Here is a 14,968-nt window from a genome sequence, read left to right as displayed (position 1 = left end):
CATGAAATATCTATGCCTGGTCTACAGCGATGAACGCCTGCTGCACACCTCGCCCGACAGCCCGGAGGACGCCGAATGCTGGGCCTACGCCGAGTCGATTCAGGGCAGCGGGCGGATGATCGCCGCCGAAGCGCTGGAGTCGGTGCAGACCGCCACCACGGTACGCATGCGCAACGGCAAGGTGTCGATCACCGACGGGCCTTTCGCTGAAACCAAGGAGCAACTGGCCGGTTTCTACCTGATCGATGCCAAGGATCTCAACGAAGCGATCCAGGTCGCCGGCAATATTCCGGCAGCGCGGGTTGGCAGCGTTGAAGTGCGCCCGGTGCGGCAGTTGAATGTCTGACGTCAGGGCGCGGGTCGAGCAGGTCTACCGCGAGGATTCGCGGCGGATTCTGGCCACGCTGATCCGCCTGCTCGGTGATTTCGACCTCGCCGAAGAAGCCTTGCACGAGGCGTTCTTCGTCGCGGTCGAGCGCTGGCAGCGCGACGGCGTGCCGGACAACCCGCGTACCTGGCTGGTCTCGACCGGACGTTTCAAAGCCATCGATGTGCTGCGCCGGCGCGCGCGGTTCAAGGCGTCGCAACCGTTGCTGCTGGCACAACTCGATGAGCTGGAACAGGCTGACTGGAGTGGCGAAGACGTGGAAGACGATCGCTTGCGGCTGATCTTCACCTGCTGCCACCCGGCACTGGCGGCGGATGCGCAGGTGCCGCTGACCTTGCGCGAAGTCTGCGACCTCACCACCGAGGAAATCGCCCGTGCTTTTCTCTCGGCGCCGGCGGCGATTGCCCAGCGTATCGTCCGCGCGAAAGCGAAGATCCGCGACGCGAAAATCCCTTATCAAGTACCCACGCTGAACGAATTGCCCGAGCGCCTCGACAGCGTGTTGCGGGTGATTTATCTGGTGTTCAACGAGGGTTATTCGGCATCGGTCGGCACTGAGCTGACCCGCGAGGACCTGACGCGCGAAGCGATTCGCCTCGGGCGCCTGTTGATGGAGTTGCTGCCTGAGCCGGAAGTCATGGGGCTGCTGGCGCTGATGCTGCTGCACGAATCACGTCGACCGGCACGAACCTCGCCGAGCGGTGAACTGGTATTGCTCGACGATCAGGATCGCTCGTTGTGGGATGCCGGGTTGATGGCTGAAGGCTGCGCGCTGGTCGAGCGCGCGCTGAGTACGCGACGCTTCGGGCCATATTGCCTGCAAGCGGCGATTGCAGCGGTGCATGCGGAAGCGCCGTCGGCGGCGGAAACGGACTGGGAGCAGATTGTCGGTCTGTACGACGTGTTGCTGCGCGCGGTGCCGTCGCCGGTGATCGAGCTGAACCGCGCGGTGGCGGTGGCCAAGCGGGATGGGGCGTTGGCCGGGTTGTTGTTGGTTGAAGGGATTTTGGCGCGTGGGGAGTTGCAGGATTACCACTTGGCGCATTCGGCGCGGGCGGAGTTTTGCCGGCAATTGGGCCGAGTGGAGCAGGCGCGGGCGGCGTATCAGCGGGCGCTGGAGCTGACGCGGCAGGAGCCGGAGCGGCGGTTTATCGAGGGGCGACTGAGGGACCTGGGTTGATCTGGAAGCTGCGTCGGTGCGGCTGGCCCTTTCGCGAGCAGGCTCGCTCCCACAGGTGAGCGCATTTCAAGTGTGGGAGCGAGCCTGCTCGCGAATGGCAGCACCGCTTATTCGAGCATCTTGCTGAGCAACCAGCTCCCCGCCGGCCCCGGCGGATACAAGCGCGACCACAAGGCGTCGACAAACACCGGTTTCGGCCAGCCGCGCACGTCGAGCTCTATCAGCAAGTCATTGGCATAGCGCTGTACCAGCCACCTCGGCAACGGTGCCCAGCCAAAGCCTTTTTCCGCCATTTCCAGCAGCATCAGATAACTCGGCGCCGACCACACCCGGCCTTTGCCACGACTGTCATACGGATTGACGATGGTCGCCAGGCGCAGCTCGCGATGTTGCTCGAGAATCTGCTGATCGACATGCTCAAGCTTCGCCAACGCATGCTCGCGGCTGACGAACAAGGCAATCTCCGTGCGCTCGGCCACCGTCGAGGTCACAAGGTCCGGCGGGTAGCTGTCCTGCATTTCCGCGAAGGCCAGATGCGCCCGGCCACGCTGGACCAGTTCGATCAGGTCTTCGCATTCGGCAATCAGGCACTCCAGCTCAAGCTCCGGATAACGCTGCTCGAAACCCACCAGTGCCGCCTCGAAACGATACGACTGATAAGTGTCGGAAATCGCCACGGTCAGCTTCGGCTCGATGCCCTGCGCTAATTGCCGCGCGCTCATTTCCAGACGACTGGTGGCGGCCAGAATCGCCTCGGCTTTTTGCAGCATGACGTGGCCGGCGGGAGTGAGTGTTGGTTTGCGGCTGCTGCGGTCGAACAGCTGCAAATCCAGATCAATCTCCAGACTGGCGACCGCCGCGCTGATGGTCGACTGACTGCGCCCCAACTTGCGCGCCGCCGCTGAGAACGAGCCTTGCGTCGCTGCCTGGACGAATGCCAACAGCACTTCCTGCGAAGCCATGAACTATCGCCTTGATCGATGGTTATTGGTTTTGAAGTATCGGTATTCAGTTGGATCATGGCAACCATCGTCAAACAAGGAGTCAGGCCATGACTGTCCACAAGTCCATTACCGAACGGGTTTTGCAGGCGGTTGGTTTCGAATTTCTCGCGATTCTGATCTGCACACCGTTGCTCGCCTGGATCATGCAAAAACCGCTGCTCGACATGGGCGCGGTGACCGTGTTGATCGCGCTGTTGGCGCTGGCGTGGAATGTGGTGTTCAACCGTTTTTTCGACCGTGCTCTGGCGCGGATGAATCTGGCGCACAACGCCTGGGTCCGTGTAGTGCATGCGCTGTTGTTCGAGGGTGGGCTGATCTTGATGGGCGTGCCGCTGATTGCCTGGTGGCTGTCGGTCAGCCTGTGGCAGGCGTTGTTGCTCGACATTGGCGTGTTGCTGTTCTTCCTGCCGTACACCTATGTCTATCACTGGGGTTATGACGTACTGCGCGAGCGCTTCATGGCCCGCCGCACATGTGAAAGCTGAGGTAAACCTGTGGTGAGGGGATAAATTCCCTCACCACAAAGGTGAGTCATCGGGCAGAAAGTCAGAGAAACATGCCGCCGGATGCCTCGACCCGCTGACCGTTGATCCACTGTCCGCCCTCTGACAGCAGCAGCGCCAATGCGCCGCCAATATCATCCGGCAGCCCCACACGACCCAGCGCGGTGTTGCTGGCAACCATCGCGTTGACCGCGCTGTTATCGCGCACCGTGCCACCGCCGAAGTCGGTTTCAATCGCACCCGGCGCCAGGATATTCACGCCAATCTGCCGTGCGCCAAGCTCTTTCGCCTGATAACGCGTCAGCACTTCCATCGCACCTTTCATTGCCGCATAAGCGCCATAACCGGGCAGGCTGAAGCGGGTCAGGCCGCTGGAAATATTGACGATGCGCCCACCATCATTGATCAGCGGCAGCAGTTGCTGAGTCAGGAAGAACGGTCCTTTCAACTGCACGTTCATCAGCAGATCGAACTGCTCAGGGGTGGTCTCGCTGAACAGCGCATGCACGCCGACCCCGGCGTTGTTGATAAGGAAGTCAAAGCGCTGGCGCTGAAAAGTCTGTTCCAGTGCTTGTTCAACCTGCTCGGCAAACGCGGCGAAGTTTTCGCTGCGGCCGACGTCCAGTTGCAGCATCGCCGCGTTCGCGCCGCGTGCCTGTAATTCGCTGACCAGAGTTTGCGCCTCGTCGGCGCGGCTGTTGTAGGTGCCGATGATGTCGATGCCTTGCGCGGCGAGGTGCAGGGCGGCGCTGCGGCCCAGGCCACGACTGGCGCCAGTGATCAGTGCGATTTTGCGGTTCATGCTGACTTCCTCGATTGCGTTGAGTGGGGATGGAAGAAGTTTATTTATCCGCCCTGAGGTGATAAACACGGCAAAAGCGGAATCACTGATCGGCTCAGCCGAACAATCACCGGGGCTTGTCATGAACAAACTGGAACTGCTGCGCACCTTCGTCCGGGTCAGCGAACTGTCGAGTTTCACTCTCGCCGGTGAAAGCCTCGGCCTGCCGCGCTCCACGGTGTCCGAACAGGTGCAGGCGCTCGAAGCCTTGCTCGGCACGCGGCTGTTGCAGCGCACCACGCGCAAGGTGCAGGCCACTCAGGATGGACTGGTGCTGTATGAGCGCAGCAAGGATCTGCTCTCGCACATGGATGAAATCGAGGGGCTGTTTCGTCAGGACGAGGCGTCGCTGACCGGGCGTATTCGTGTCGACATGCCGAACATCCTCGCGCGACGGCTGATCCTGCCGCGCCTGCCGGAATTCATGGATCGCCACCCGAATCTGCAGATGGAAATCAGCAGCACCGATCGCCGTGTCGATCTGCTCAGCGAAGGTTTCGACTGCGTGTTACGCATCGGCGCGCAGCCGGATCAGTCGGTGGTCGCCCGGCATCTTGGCGACTTCCCGATGGTCAACTGCGCCAGCCCGGCTTACCTGCAACGTTACGGCGTGCCGCAGACCATCGAGGATCTGGCGCAGCATCGGCTGGTGCATTACGTCGGCGTACTGGGCTCGCGTTCGGAAGGGTTTGTCTATGAGGAGGGTGGCGAAGTGCGGCGCGTGGCGATGGCCGGCAGTGTCACGGTCAACAGCACCGACGCCTATGAAGCGGCGTGCCTGGGCGGCTTCGGGCTGACCCAGGTGCCACGTACCGGCATGCAGCCGCATCTGGAAAATGGCGAACTGGTGACAGTGCTCGCGCAATACACCGCACCGCCGATGGCGATTTCCTTGCTGTACGCACGGCAACGGCATTTGCCGCTGCGGGTGCGGGTGTTTATGGATTGGCTCGGCGATGTCGTTCGTTCAACGCTCTGACTTCTCACCTTGGCCAGAACTGTGGGAGCGAGCCTGCTCGCGAAAGCGCCATGTCATTCAACATTGATTTATCTGACACACCGACTTCGCGAGCAGGCTCGCTCCCACAGTGAGGGCTGTGTTGTGTGTGGGATTTGCGCTCAGTAATCCCCACGCTTGCGAAACGCCCAACGCCCGGCAATCACGGTGAACGTCGCCACCAGCGCGACCAGCACCCAAAATCCATGCGGGTCCTGCGACAGCGGTACACCCCCCACATTCATGCCGAAAAAACCGGCAATGATGTTGATCGGCAAGGCCAGCACCGTTACCACCGTCAGGGTGAACAGCGTGCGGTTGCTTTGTTCGTTGAGGTTGGCGGCGATCTCTTCCTGCAGCAATTTGATCCGCTCGCCGAGGGCGGTGAGGTCGTTGATGATCAGCGCAAACTCCTCGGTGGATTTGCGCAACTCCTTGACGTCCTCCTTCTGCAACCACGGCGGCGGACGATTGAGCAAGCGCAGCAACGACCCCGGCTCCAACGCCAGCAGCCGTTGCAGTCGCACCAGCACGCGACGGTTGGCGCCAAGTTCGGCGCGGTTGGTCGACAGGCGTGAAGACAGCAATTCGTCTTCGACCTGATCGACACTCAGGCTGGTCTTGCGCACGATCTGCGTCAGCACCTCACCTTGATCGCGCAGCAGATGCACGAGCAATTCCGAGGGCGAGCGAAAGCACTCGCCGGCCTTTACCGACGAGCGCAATTTATCTACCGAATGCAGCGGTTGCAGGCGCGCGCTGACGATCAGTTTGCTGCGCACGCAGACCCACAGCGTCGACACGTCGGAGGAGACCATGCTGCTGAGGTTGAACACCACATCGTTGACCACCGCCAGCAGCGCCGAATCGACATGCTCGATGCGTGTCGAACGCGAACCTTCGTGCAACGCCTCGAAAAATTCCTCGGGCAATTGCAGATGACTTTTCATCCAGCGCTCGCACGCGGCGTGGGCCAGGTTCAGGTGCAGCCAGAGGAATTCGCCACTGTCGCTGTCGTCCTGCAAACAGCGCAACGCCGTCGCCGAATCGATCTCGCGACCGCGCTCCCCGGGCAGAAAACGAAAGCCGTAGAGCAAGCCAAACAGGTCCGGGTCGCGATGGCTGATATCGAGGCTGTGGTTCATGGCGGCTCGCTGCGAGGAGGGTGTCTGGGGCAGGATTTTCAGGTTCACCGGAGCGGCATCATCGCAAGCTCACATGACCGTTTTGTGACAGCAAAATGACTGCAAATCAAAGCGTTACCGGCTGTCGGAAGTTTCTCAAGGATGGCTCTGGCGCGCCGATCTCAGGTGAGTTAGGTTGCGCGCCATTGGCCTATGGCCATGGTACGTCGACAGGGAAGTCCGGCCATTTTTCACGTCCGTTCGGGCGTGCCTCATCCCTGCTTCGAGTACCTTGCAATGCTGCAAAAATCCCTGAGAGCGCAAATTCTCGCCCTGTTGAGCGGCAGTCTGCTGGCGATATTGTTGATCGCGCTGGCCTGCTTTCATTTCCTCTCCAACGGCGTGCAAAGCTATAGCCAGTTGATCGCCGGCCCGTTGCACACTTCGCAACTGATCGATGAAGCCAACCTGCAATTCAAGGTGCAGGTGCAAGAGTGGAAAAACGTCTTGCTGCGCGGCAAGCAACCAGCGGACCTGGCGAAATACTGGAGCCAGTTCGAAGAGCGCCAGCGCGACGTGCAGAATATTCTCGGCGAACTGGCCGGCCAGAAAGGCATCGAGGCAACTCTCAAATCCCGCATCGAACGCTTGCGCGACGAGCATCGCCAGTTGGGCGCGGCCTATCAGAAGGGCCGCGATGCCTACGTCGCTGCCGGTGGTGACCCGAGCGCTGGCGACGCTGCTGTCAAAGGCGTCGACCGCGCCACCAGCGAGCAGATGAGTGCATTGGTTGCCGAGCTGCGCGAGCAGGGCACCGCGCAATCGGCGTTGATCAGTGCCAGCGCTGAGCGCACCGTGTGGCTGGGGCTGTTGGTGATGCTCGCATCAGGCTTGCTGATCGGTCTGCTGAGCCTGTGGCTGGTCAGCCGCAACCTGATCGAACCGATCCGCAACCTCATCGATTACGTCACCCGCTTGAGCCGTGGCCAGTTGGCTGAACGTGTTGTCAGCGAGCGTCGCGATGAACTGGGCAACCTCGCTGCCGCAGCGAACACTCTGCGCGATTTTCTGGCGGACACCTTCACTCGCTTGCAACGCAGCGCCGGTGATCTGGACAGCGCCAGCGGCGAGTTGAACGCCATTGCCACGACCATGGCCGGCGGCACCAGCGAGCAATTCAACCGCACTGATCAAGTGGCCACGGCGATGAATGAAATGTCCGCCACGGCCCAGGAAGTCGCCCGTCACGCCGCCGATGCCGCACGTGCTGCCGACGATGCCGATCAGTCGGCGCAGCAGGGTGAAAAGGTCATGCAAACCACCATTCACTCGATCACGCAGATGCGCGGCGAAATCGCCAACACCGCCACGGTGATCCGTCGCCTGGAAACCGACAGCGGTCGTATCGGCAAGGTGCTGGAAGTGATTCGTGGCATTGCCGAACAGACCAACCTGCTGGCGCTCAACGCGGCCATCGAAGCGGCGCGGGCGGGTGAGGCCGGGCGCGGTTTTGCCGTCGTCGCCGATGAGGTGCGCAACCTCGCTCAGCGCACGGCGGAGTCGATCATCGAGATCAACCAGATCATTCAGAACGTGCAGACCGGCGCTGTCGATGCCGCGCAGGCTATCGAGAGCGGCCAGGCGCGCAGTGATGAAAGTGTCGAGCAAGTCACCCAGGCCGGCGCGATGCTGGAGCGCATCACCTTGGCGGTGGAGGCGATTCGCGACATGAACCGTCAGATCGCCACAGCGGCAGAAGAGCAGACTTCAGTGGCCGAGGATATCTCGCGCAACCTGACTGAAATCACCGCGATTGCCAGCACCAACCTGGACAACGTGCAGCGCACCGAAAGTGCCAGTCAGAATTTGCATGGGTTGTCGGGGCAGTTGAATGAGGTGACGGCGCGGCTCAGTGCCTGATTTTGGGTGGTGGTTTGTCAGCTCCTCACCCTAACCCTCTCCCGGAGGGGAGAGGGGACTGACCGTGTTGATTGTTCGAGATTCGCCGACCTGAAATGCCGAGGCGTACTCAGGCTGGTAGTTGTTTGTGATGGCTTTTTAATTTTGAGGCGAACTCAGGCTCCGAAATTTCCCCGATCTGCTCCCTTTCCCCCTCGCCCCCTTGGGGGAGAGGGCTGGGGTGAGGGGGATCGATTTCACAGACCACACAAAGTTTGCGCCTCAATCCGCAACCACAAAAAAGCCGCACGATCGTTAAATCGTGCGGCTCTTTAACAGTGGTCTATCAAGTGTCTTGCTTGTTGCTCAGCACTTTACCGGTGGTGGCATCAAAGTCCACGTCGAACTCTTTGCCGTCAGCAGTTTTAAGTTCAACTTCATACTCATAACCATTGAAGTGGTTATCCAGGTCGGTGTCGGTAATCGTTGCGCCCGGGTGCAGTTTCAGTGCTTCGGCGTTCATCGATTCCAGCGACTTGATCTTGCCGTCCTTGACCAGTTGCGGGATCTGGTCGATGCGAACATCAGCCTGAGCCAGGCCAGCGGTGAGGGTCAGGGCAGCGGCGGTAAACAGGGCAGTCAAAGTTTTCATCGGTTCATTCCTTGGCAGTGCGTTGAAGTGGTTGATCTGTGTAAGTGGGTTCAGATTAACCAGCGCAACTTAATTCACCCTTAAATCTCTGCTCCGCGATAAAACTGCTCTTTGCGGGAGCGAGCCTGATCGTGAAGCAGGCGACTCGATAACAAGTCAGAAACCGTTCTTCTTCAAAACATCGTCAATGCTGCCAGCCGCCGGACGCTTATAAAACTTCAACAGTTCACTGGCGCGGTTGGTAAAGATGCCGTCGACACCCGCCGCCATGACTTTCTCGTAGTCCACCGCCTCGTCGACCGTATAAACATGCACCAGCATGCCCTGATCGTGGGTGTACTGATTCATCCACGGTTGCACCAGGTCGGAATAGCTCTGATCACCACCATGAGTCAGCTTCGCCGAAGGGCCGGTGCCGATCGCGCCCTGGGCCTTGGCGTAATCGACCCATTGCTTGAATTCCGCTTCGGATTTTGGCTCCTGCTTGCCGTAGAAAACGTTTTTGTCTTTCTCGCCGGACGCGGCAAACGTCACCGCAGATTTCGGCTCGATGCTGCCTTCGCCGACCCACAACAGCAGGATCTTCGGCACTTGCGGCATTTCCTTTTCCAGCAATTGCAGGCTGTTCTTATCGAAGGTCTGCAGGATCACCTTGCCTTTGCCCTGACCGACGCCCAGCGCACTTTTCGCCAGTTTCGAACCGGCCGGACTGAGCCAGCCGCGATCCTGCAGTTTTTCCTTCAGGTCATGTTCGATGCCGGGAAACAGCTGCGGCTCTTTGGTTTCGATGTACAGGCCCGGCTTGTGCTGCGGGTTGGCGCGGGCGATGTCGATGATTTCATCGAGGGTAAGAATTTTCAGCCCGGCGTAGGACGGGCGTGCGCGGTCAGGGTATTTGGTGTTGAACCAGCTGCCGGCATCGAGGGTTTTCAGTTCGGCCATGGTGAACGCGGTGGCCGGGCTGTCCTTGCGCTCGGGGAATTTGCTGGCAACGTCGGTGGTGCGTTGCAGGTTGTCGTCGTGCAGGGCGAACAGCACGCCGTCCTTGCTGCGCTGCAAATCCATTTCCAGGTAATCGGCGCCGAGGTCACGGGCCAGTTTGTAGGCCGCAGCGGTGGATTCCGGGGCATCGAACGACGCGCCACGGTGGGCAATCACCGCCGGATGCGGAATGCCATGGGCGGCAGCGATTGCCTTGGGCTCGGGGTGGCTGGCGGCATGCGCCTGACCGAGGCCGAACAACAGACTCAGCACCAGAGCGCTTCGGGTAAAAGTGGCAGGCATGGTCGAGTTCCTTTCGCAGGTTTTTTTCGAGACGTACCTTTTAACAATTGACGCGCCGCAGGGCTATCGCCAGACCGACATAAAGCGAGCAAAACGGAAATTTCCTGCACTTTTGTGGCGCTGTTTGCAGTACGCTTGCCCACGGCAGACGCCCCGGCAGAGGGCGCACCGCTGCGTTGCCCTGCGTGTAAACCATCATCATCTTTCGTGAGGTTTACCATGCGCATCACCTCCCAACTCATCTGCCAGGCCGCCGACGACCTCAAAGGCTTCGTTGGCCTCAACCGCAAGACCGGCCAATACATCGTGCGCTTCAGCGAAGATTCGTTCGGCATGGACGTGGCCGACGACGGCATCATCCCGGCCAGTGAATTCGTCTGGGCGAGGGCGTCGGAAACCACCATGACGCTCAAGCGCGAGTTGATTCAGTTGCTGCTCGATCAACACATCGACGACCGCATCAACATCACCGAACCCTTACGGGTTTACATGAGCAAGGTTGAAGTGCCGGAGATTGTTGCGGTGCGGAGTCTGGTGCGCGGTTGAGGTTTTGCTGTGTGGTTGCGGGCCTCTTCGCGAGCAGGCTCGCTCCCACAGCGATCTTGTGAACGCCACAGATCCAATGTGGGAGCGAGCCTGCTCGCGAGGCGGCCTTAGTTCTGGCACACGTGAGCGTGCAATTCGCTGGTCAGTCCTTCGATGCGCCCGGTGAGGGTTTTCGTCATTTCGGTAAGGCGGGTGTTTTGTTCCAGCAATGCCAGCAATTGCGCGGAATTCTTCGCCGCCTCTGCCTGACGTTCGGTATTGGCCAATGCCAGAGCTTCGCGGTGCTGCGCATCGGCGTCGGCCTGCGCTTTGTCGCGCGCGGCCTGACGGGTTTGTGCAAGCAGGATCAATGGCGCGGCGTAGGCCGCCTGCAGGCTGAAGGCCAGGTTCAGCAGGATGAACGGGTAGACGTCGAATTGAGTCACGCCCCATACGTTGAGGCCGATCCATACCGCAACGATCAAGGTTTGCGCCCCAAGGAACAGCGGCGTGCCGAAGAACCGCGCAAAGGCTTCGGCGCGCAGGGCGAAGGCATCGTTGCCGAAGGTCGTATTCAGGTGGGCGTGGGGGCGGTGGAAGCGCAGGTGATCGATCGGGGCGTTGGATACTTCGGGTTTTTCGTTATTCATGGGGCACTCGGCGGGGCTTGGGACGTGTCGTCACTATAGCTCTGCGTTGTGGCGGCCGACCTTCGCGGACTGCCCACGAAGGTTGCGACTCGTTCTATCGACCCTGCACAAACCTCAACTCGGCACCCGCTCATTGGCAAACATGCTCACCGCATCCACCGCCTCACTGGCGCCGTCGCGAATCTGCAGAATCACCGTGCCGGCCTGATTGGCCAATTCCACGCCTTCTGCGGCGCGGTCGCGGGTGCCTTGCATGCTTTTGATCGCTTGCCGCGTTTCACTCTGGATCAGACTGATCATGTTCGAGATCTCGGCAGTAGAGCCGCTGGTGCGCGCTGCCAGTTGCCGCACTTCATCGGCGACCACGGCAAACCCGCGACCCTGTTCACCGGCGCGTGCCGCCTCGATGGCCGCGTTGAGGGCGAGCAGGTTAGTCTGATCGGCGATCGCGCGGATGGTGTTGACGATGGCGGTGATCTGCTCGGAGCGGTCGCCCAGTTGCGCGATCAACGTTGAAGATTGGCTGATGTCCTCGGCGATTTCGCGCATTTCGCTGGCAGCCTGTTGAATCACTTGCGTACCTTGCTCGGCGACTTTTCGCGTTGCTACCGAGATGTGGTAAGCGGTGCTGGCACTGCGCGCGTCCTGCTCGTGCTGCTCGACACGAGCGGTGACGTCAGACGCGAACTTCACGACTTTGTATAAGCGCCCCGAAGCGTCGTACACCGGGTTGTAATTGGCCTCCAGCCAGACGATCTGACCGCGCTTATCCACGCGCTCGAACTGTCCGTGGAAGAACTCGCCCTGATTCAGGCGCCGCCAGAAATCCTGATAGGCGCCGCTGTTGACCAGCGCCGGGGTGCAGAACAAGCGGTGATGCTGGCCCTTGAGCTCTGCGAGGCTGTAACCCATGCGCGTGAGAAAATTCTGGTTGGCGGTAAGAATGTTGCCGTCGAGATCGAATTCGATCACCGCCATCGCGCGATCGATCGCCTGCAGCTTGGCGTTGGCCTCGTTCTCCTGCTGCACCTTGGCGGTGACATCCATCGCGTACTTGACCACTTTGATCACCCGTCCCGACGCATCCTTGATCGGGTTGTAACTGGCCTCCAGCCAGATCGGCTGGCCCTTGCTGTCGACCCGTTCAAAGGTGCCGGACTGGAACTGACCGTTTTTCAGGCGCGACCACAGCTCGGTGTATTGGGCACTGCGACCGAACTCAGGTGTGCAGAAATGCCGGTGCGGCTGGCCAATCGCCTGGGCAGCCGTGTAACCCATGGTCTTGAGGAAATTGTCATTGGCACGCAACACCACGCCATCAAGATCGAACTCGATCACCGCCATCGAACGGTCGATCGCTTCGAGCATTGCAGCTTGGTCAAAAACGGTGTGTTGCAGTTCAGCGAGGGCGGCTTTCTGGCGATTGAAAAACATGCTTGCGGTACTCGGGAAGTGGGGAAAATCAAAAGAATTCAGTCCCTATTCCTGCGCCGGCAAACCGAAATGCACAGGCGGCATTCGGTGGTGACTGCTCAATGCCAACGTTCCGTTACTGGCAGATGGCTACTTATACAAAACTTAATAAAGTTGTACAAGAAAGTAATTTTTCGCGAGTTTGTATAACTTTTTACGAAATTAGTTGTACACGGCTCGACGAGCCGGTGATTCACCGCTGATACAGTGCCAGGAACATCGCCAGCGCCGACTCGGCAACTGCATTCTGCGCGTCTGGATCAAGGGCCACGCGACCCAGCGAGATCTGCGGCCAGAACGCGAATGCCTTGAGCAAACCTTGTACTTGATGCGCGGCAAATTCCGGATCCACCGGTTTGAGCCGTCCGTCGGCTTGCGCCGCGCGTATCCAGACGGTCAGGCCTTCCTCGCGCTCGCCCATGCGCTCGATCATATTCTGCGCACGTTCAGGGGAATGAATGGTTGCGGCAATCGCCACCCGGGCGAGGGTGAGAAAATTCTCGTCAGCCATCATCTGCACTTTTTCTCGCAGCATCAGGCGCAGCTGCTCATGCAGCGGTTGCTCTCGGTCGTAGCTCACCGATGGCTCGGCGATGATCCGCGCCCACAACTGATTCAGGATCTCGGCGAACAGCTCTTCCTTGCTCGGGAAGTGGTTGTACACCGTACGCTTCGACACGCCGGCCGTAGCGGCGATCTTGTCCATGCTGGTGATTTCGAAACCGTGGGCACGGAATTCGGCGATCGCCGCCTGGATGATGGCTTCGCGTTTGCGGTCAGTGAGGCGTTGTGGAGCGGTCATGAGCGGGCTTCGGCAGAGAGGAATGAAATTACACTCGGCAGTTTACTTGGCGTCGGCTTTGATGCAACCTAGAAACTACACCGCTCAGTGTAATGTTGCGTTAATCCTCGCACCTTACAAACCAGAGCGTTTGGCCCTTGCGTGCAGCTTGGCCATTTTCATTTCCCGTGGAATACCGTGCAGCACACGGTTTTTCGGAGTCGTTCAGTCATGGCCAATCCAGTCTCTCTCCCGGATAACACTCCCACGCCTGAAGCCTCGCGCCAGGATCAAGGGCTGTTTCGTAATCATGCGCCGGTGCAGCGCGAAGGGCTACGCAAAATGCTGCGGATCATGTGGAGCATGATTTTCCACAAACCGCGCGACACCCGTCCGAGCGCCGCCATTCCTGTGCAGCCGCTGACCCGTGAAGATCTGCTCGCAGCCCCCAATCACAGCCTTTACCGCTTGGGGCACTCGACGCTGTTGTTGAAGATGCGCGACAAATTCTGGATCACCGACCCGGTGTTCGCCGAGCGCGCCTCGCCGGTGCAATGGGCGGGTCCGAAACGTTTTCATCAGCCACCGATCAGCATCGACGAACTGCCACCGATCGACGCGGTGATCCTCTCGCACAACCATTACGACCATCTCGACTACCAAGCGGTACTCAAACTCGCCGCCAAAACCACTTACTTCCTGACTCCGCTGGGCGTGGGCGACACCCTGATCAAATGGGGCATCGACGCCAGCAAGGTGCGCCAGTACGACTGGTGGCAGGGCACCGAAATCGCCGGTATCCGCTTCATCGCAACCCCATCGCAGCACTTCTCCGGCCGTGGCCTGTTCGACGGCAACAGCACGCTGTGGGCGTCCTGGGTGATGATCGACGCCGACACACGAATCTTCTTCAGCGGCGACAGCGGTTACTTCGATGGCTTCAAACGCATCGGCGAACAATACGGCCCGTTCGACCTGACCCTGATGGAAACCGGCGCCTACAACGTCGAATGGCCCCACGTGCACATGCAACCGGAAGAAACCCTGCAAGCCCACATCGACCTCAAGGGCCGCTGGCTCTTCCCGATCCACAACGGCACCTTCGACCTGGCCATGCACGCCTGGCATGAACCGTTCGACCGCATCCTTGCCCTCGCGTGGGAACGCAGTATTGCGATTACCACACCGAGAATGGGGGAAGCGTTCAACATTGCGCATCCACAACGGGGGAGTGCGTGGTGGATGGCGGTTGAAGAGGAGAGTGATGCGGTGGTACAGAACGCATGAATCCGTTCAGTTGGTGAGGGGCGTCCCCCTCGCCAGCTTAATCAGCCATCGCAAAATCCCCACCCCCGACCGATTCCCCTGCCATACCCTGCGCCCTGACACTGCGCCCCGGTGCGAACCCCGGAAAGAACACCAACCCCTGCGCTTCAAACCGATAAGCCAGTGCCAGTCTCGCGGCGTCCGCTACGTCCTGCTGCGCTTCGAACCGCTGGATATCTGCCACCGCCACTTCGGCCTCGCGCGACAGTTGTTCAACGCTCCAGCCCAGCATGGCGCGGGCCTGGACGCAGTGGGTCGGGGTGAACTGGAAAAGGGCAATGCGTTCGAGGACGTGGTTCATCGCAAGAGAGGCCATGGTGTGCTCCGGGCTCAAAAGTGCT

16 protein-coding genes and 1 pseudogene are annotated in these 14,968 nt (G+C 60.0%); 8 read left to right on the top strand and 9 right to left on the bottom strand.

The genetic code is table 11. The annotated features are described in order from the left end of the window. The first annotated feature begins 1 nt into the window (after nt 1). Both AB4O45_RS06450 and AB4O45_RS06445 read left to right on the top strand, forming a co-directional pair. A complete protein-coding gene (locus tag AB4O45_RS06450) occupies nt 2–346 on the top strand; it encodes a YciI family protein (RefSeq protein ID WP_056788006.1) in 345 nt (114 codons plus the stop codon). Then, nucleotides 339–1,568: an RNA polymerase sigma factor gene (locus AB4O45_RS06445; protein WP_460161217.1), complete on the top strand. Its 1,230-nt coding sequence runs from the start codon at nt 339–341 to the stop codon at nt 1,566–1,568. The genes AB4O45_RS06450 and AB4O45_RS06445 overlap by 8 nt, the downstream gene beginning before the upstream one ends. A 107-nt stretch (nt 1,569–1,675) precedes the next feature. Here the strand turns inward: AB4O45_RS06445 and AB4O45_RS06440 are convergent, their stop codons facing one another. Continuing rightward, the gene (locus AB4O45_RS06440; RefSeq protein WP_236168346.1) at nt 1,676–2,530 is read right to left on the bottom strand and encodes a LysR family transcriptional regulator; all 855 of its coding nucleotides are present in this window, start codon (nt 2,528–2,530) and stop codon (nt 1,676–1,678) included. An 89-nt stretch (nt 2,531–2,619) separates the two neighbouring features. Here AB4O45_RS06440 and AB4O45_RS06435 point away from each other — a divergent pair, with 89 nt between their 5' ends. After that, complete coding sequence (locus AB4O45_RS06435; protein ID WP_236168347.1) at nt 2,620–3,057, top strand: multidrug/biocide efflux PACE transporter; 438 nt, start codon at nt 2,620–2,622, stop codon at nt 3,055–3,057. Nucleotides 3,058–3,118: 61 nt separating this feature from the next. Here the strand turns inward: AB4O45_RS06435 and AB4O45_RS06430 are convergent, their stop codons facing one another. Continuing rightward, nucleotides 3,119–3,877 carry an SDR family NAD(P)-dependent oxidoreductase gene (locus tag AB4O45_RS06430; protein WP_460161216.1) on the bottom strand — a complete coding sequence of 253 codons (759 nt, stop codon included), beginning with the start codon at nt 3,875–3,877 and terminating at the stop codon, nt 3,119–3,121. 121 nt (nt 3,878–3,998) lie between these two features. On the opposite strand from AB4O45_RS06430, the gene AB4O45_RS06425 reads away from it, so the two are divergent. Further along, complete coding sequence (locus AB4O45_RS06425; RefSeq protein WP_252876766.1) at nt 3,999–4,895, top strand: LysR family transcriptional regulator; 897 nt, start codon at nt 3,999–4,001, stop codon at nt 4,893–4,895. A 140-nt stretch (nt 4,896–5,035) separates the two neighbouring features. On the opposite strand, the gene AB4O45_RS06420 is transcribed toward AB4O45_RS06425, so the two are convergent. Next, on the bottom strand, nt 5,036–6,058 hold the full coding sequence (locus AB4O45_RS06420; protein ID WP_039758494.1) for a transporter: 1,023 nt from the start codon (nt 6,056–6,058) through the stop codon (nt 5,036–5,038). 192 nt (nt 6,059–6,250) lie between these two features. Here AB4O45_RS06420 and AB4O45_RS06415 point away from each other — a divergent pair. Then, nucleotides 6,251–7,024: pseudogene (locus AB4O45_RS06415) on the top strand (methyl-accepting chemotaxis protein); the annotation flags it as partial. 165 nt (nt 7,025–7,189) lie between these two features. Next, entirely contained in the window at nt 7,190–7,957 is a 768-nt protein-coding gene (locus AB4O45_RS06410; RefSeq protein WP_408005036.1) for a methyl-accepting chemotaxis protein, read from the top strand. 325 nt (nt 7,958–8,282) lie between these two features. Here the strand turns inward: AB4O45_RS06410 and AB4O45_RS06405 are convergent, their stop codons facing one another. Then, the gene (locus AB4O45_RS06405; RefSeq protein ID WP_030142484.1) at nt 8,283–8,588 is read right to left on the bottom strand and encodes a PepSY domain-containing protein; all 306 of its coding nucleotides are present in this window, start codon (nt 8,586–8,588) and stop codon (nt 8,283–8,285) included. Between the two features lie 156 nt (nt 8,589–8,744). Beyond that, nucleotides 8,745–9,872, bottom strand: a complete 1,128-nt coding sequence (locus tag AB4O45_RS06400; protein ID WP_353188040.1) for a glycerophosphodiester phosphodiesterase — start codon at nt 9,870–9,872, stop codon at nt 8,745–8,747. 219 nt (nt 9,873–10,091) lie between these two features. On the opposite strand from AB4O45_RS06400, the gene AB4O45_RS06395 reads away from it, so the two are divergent. Next, a complete protein-coding gene (locus tag AB4O45_RS06395) occupies nt 10,092–10,418 on the top strand; it encodes a DUF2025 family protein (protein ID WP_056788026.1) in 327 nt (108 codons plus the stop codon). A gap of 107 nt (nt 10,419–10,525) precedes the next feature. On the opposite strand, the gene AB4O45_RS06390 is transcribed toward AB4O45_RS06395, so the two are convergent. The 3 genes from AB4O45_RS06390 to AB4O45_RS06380 form a co-directional block, all read right to left on the bottom strand. Beyond that, a complete protein-coding gene (locus AB4O45_RS06390) occupies nt 10,526–11,047 on the bottom strand; it encodes a DUF1003 domain-containing protein (RefSeq protein ID WP_460161215.1) in 522 nt (173 codons plus the stop codon). A gap of 114 nt (nt 11,048–11,161) precedes the next feature. Continuing rightward, complete coding sequence (locus AB4O45_RS06385) at nt 11,162–12,481, bottom strand: methyl-accepting chemotaxis protein (RefSeq protein WP_460161214.1); 1,320 nt, start codon at nt 12,479–12,481, stop codon at nt 11,162–11,164. 232 nt (nt 12,482–12,713) lie between these two features. After that, a complete protein-coding gene (locus AB4O45_RS06380; RefSeq protein ID WP_460161213.1) occupies nt 12,714–13,322 on the bottom strand; it encodes a TetR/AcrR family transcriptional regulator in 609 nt (202 codons plus the stop codon). Nucleotides 13,323–13,532: 210 nt separating this feature from the next. Between AB4O45_RS06380 and AB4O45_RS06375 the strand changes: the two genes are divergently transcribed. Next, complete coding sequence (locus AB4O45_RS06375; protein ID WP_460161212.1) at nt 13,533–14,588, top strand: MBL fold metallo-hydrolase; 1,056 nt, start codon at nt 13,533–13,535, stop codon at nt 14,586–14,588. A gap of 37 nt (nt 14,589–14,625) precedes the next feature. Here the strand turns inward: AB4O45_RS06375 and AB4O45_RS06370 are convergent, their stop codons facing one another. Continuing rightward, complete coding sequence (locus AB4O45_RS06370; protein WP_460161211.1) at nt 14,626–14,943, bottom strand: helix-turn-helix domain-containing protein; 318 nt, start codon at nt 14,941–14,943, stop codon at nt 14,626–14,628. Nucleotides 14,944–14,968 lie beyond the last annotated feature (25 nt).

The sequence above is a fragment of the Pseudomonas sp. S2_B10 genome (assembly GCF_054668425.1).
This window is presented reverse-complemented; position numbering and strand designations above follow the sequence as displayed.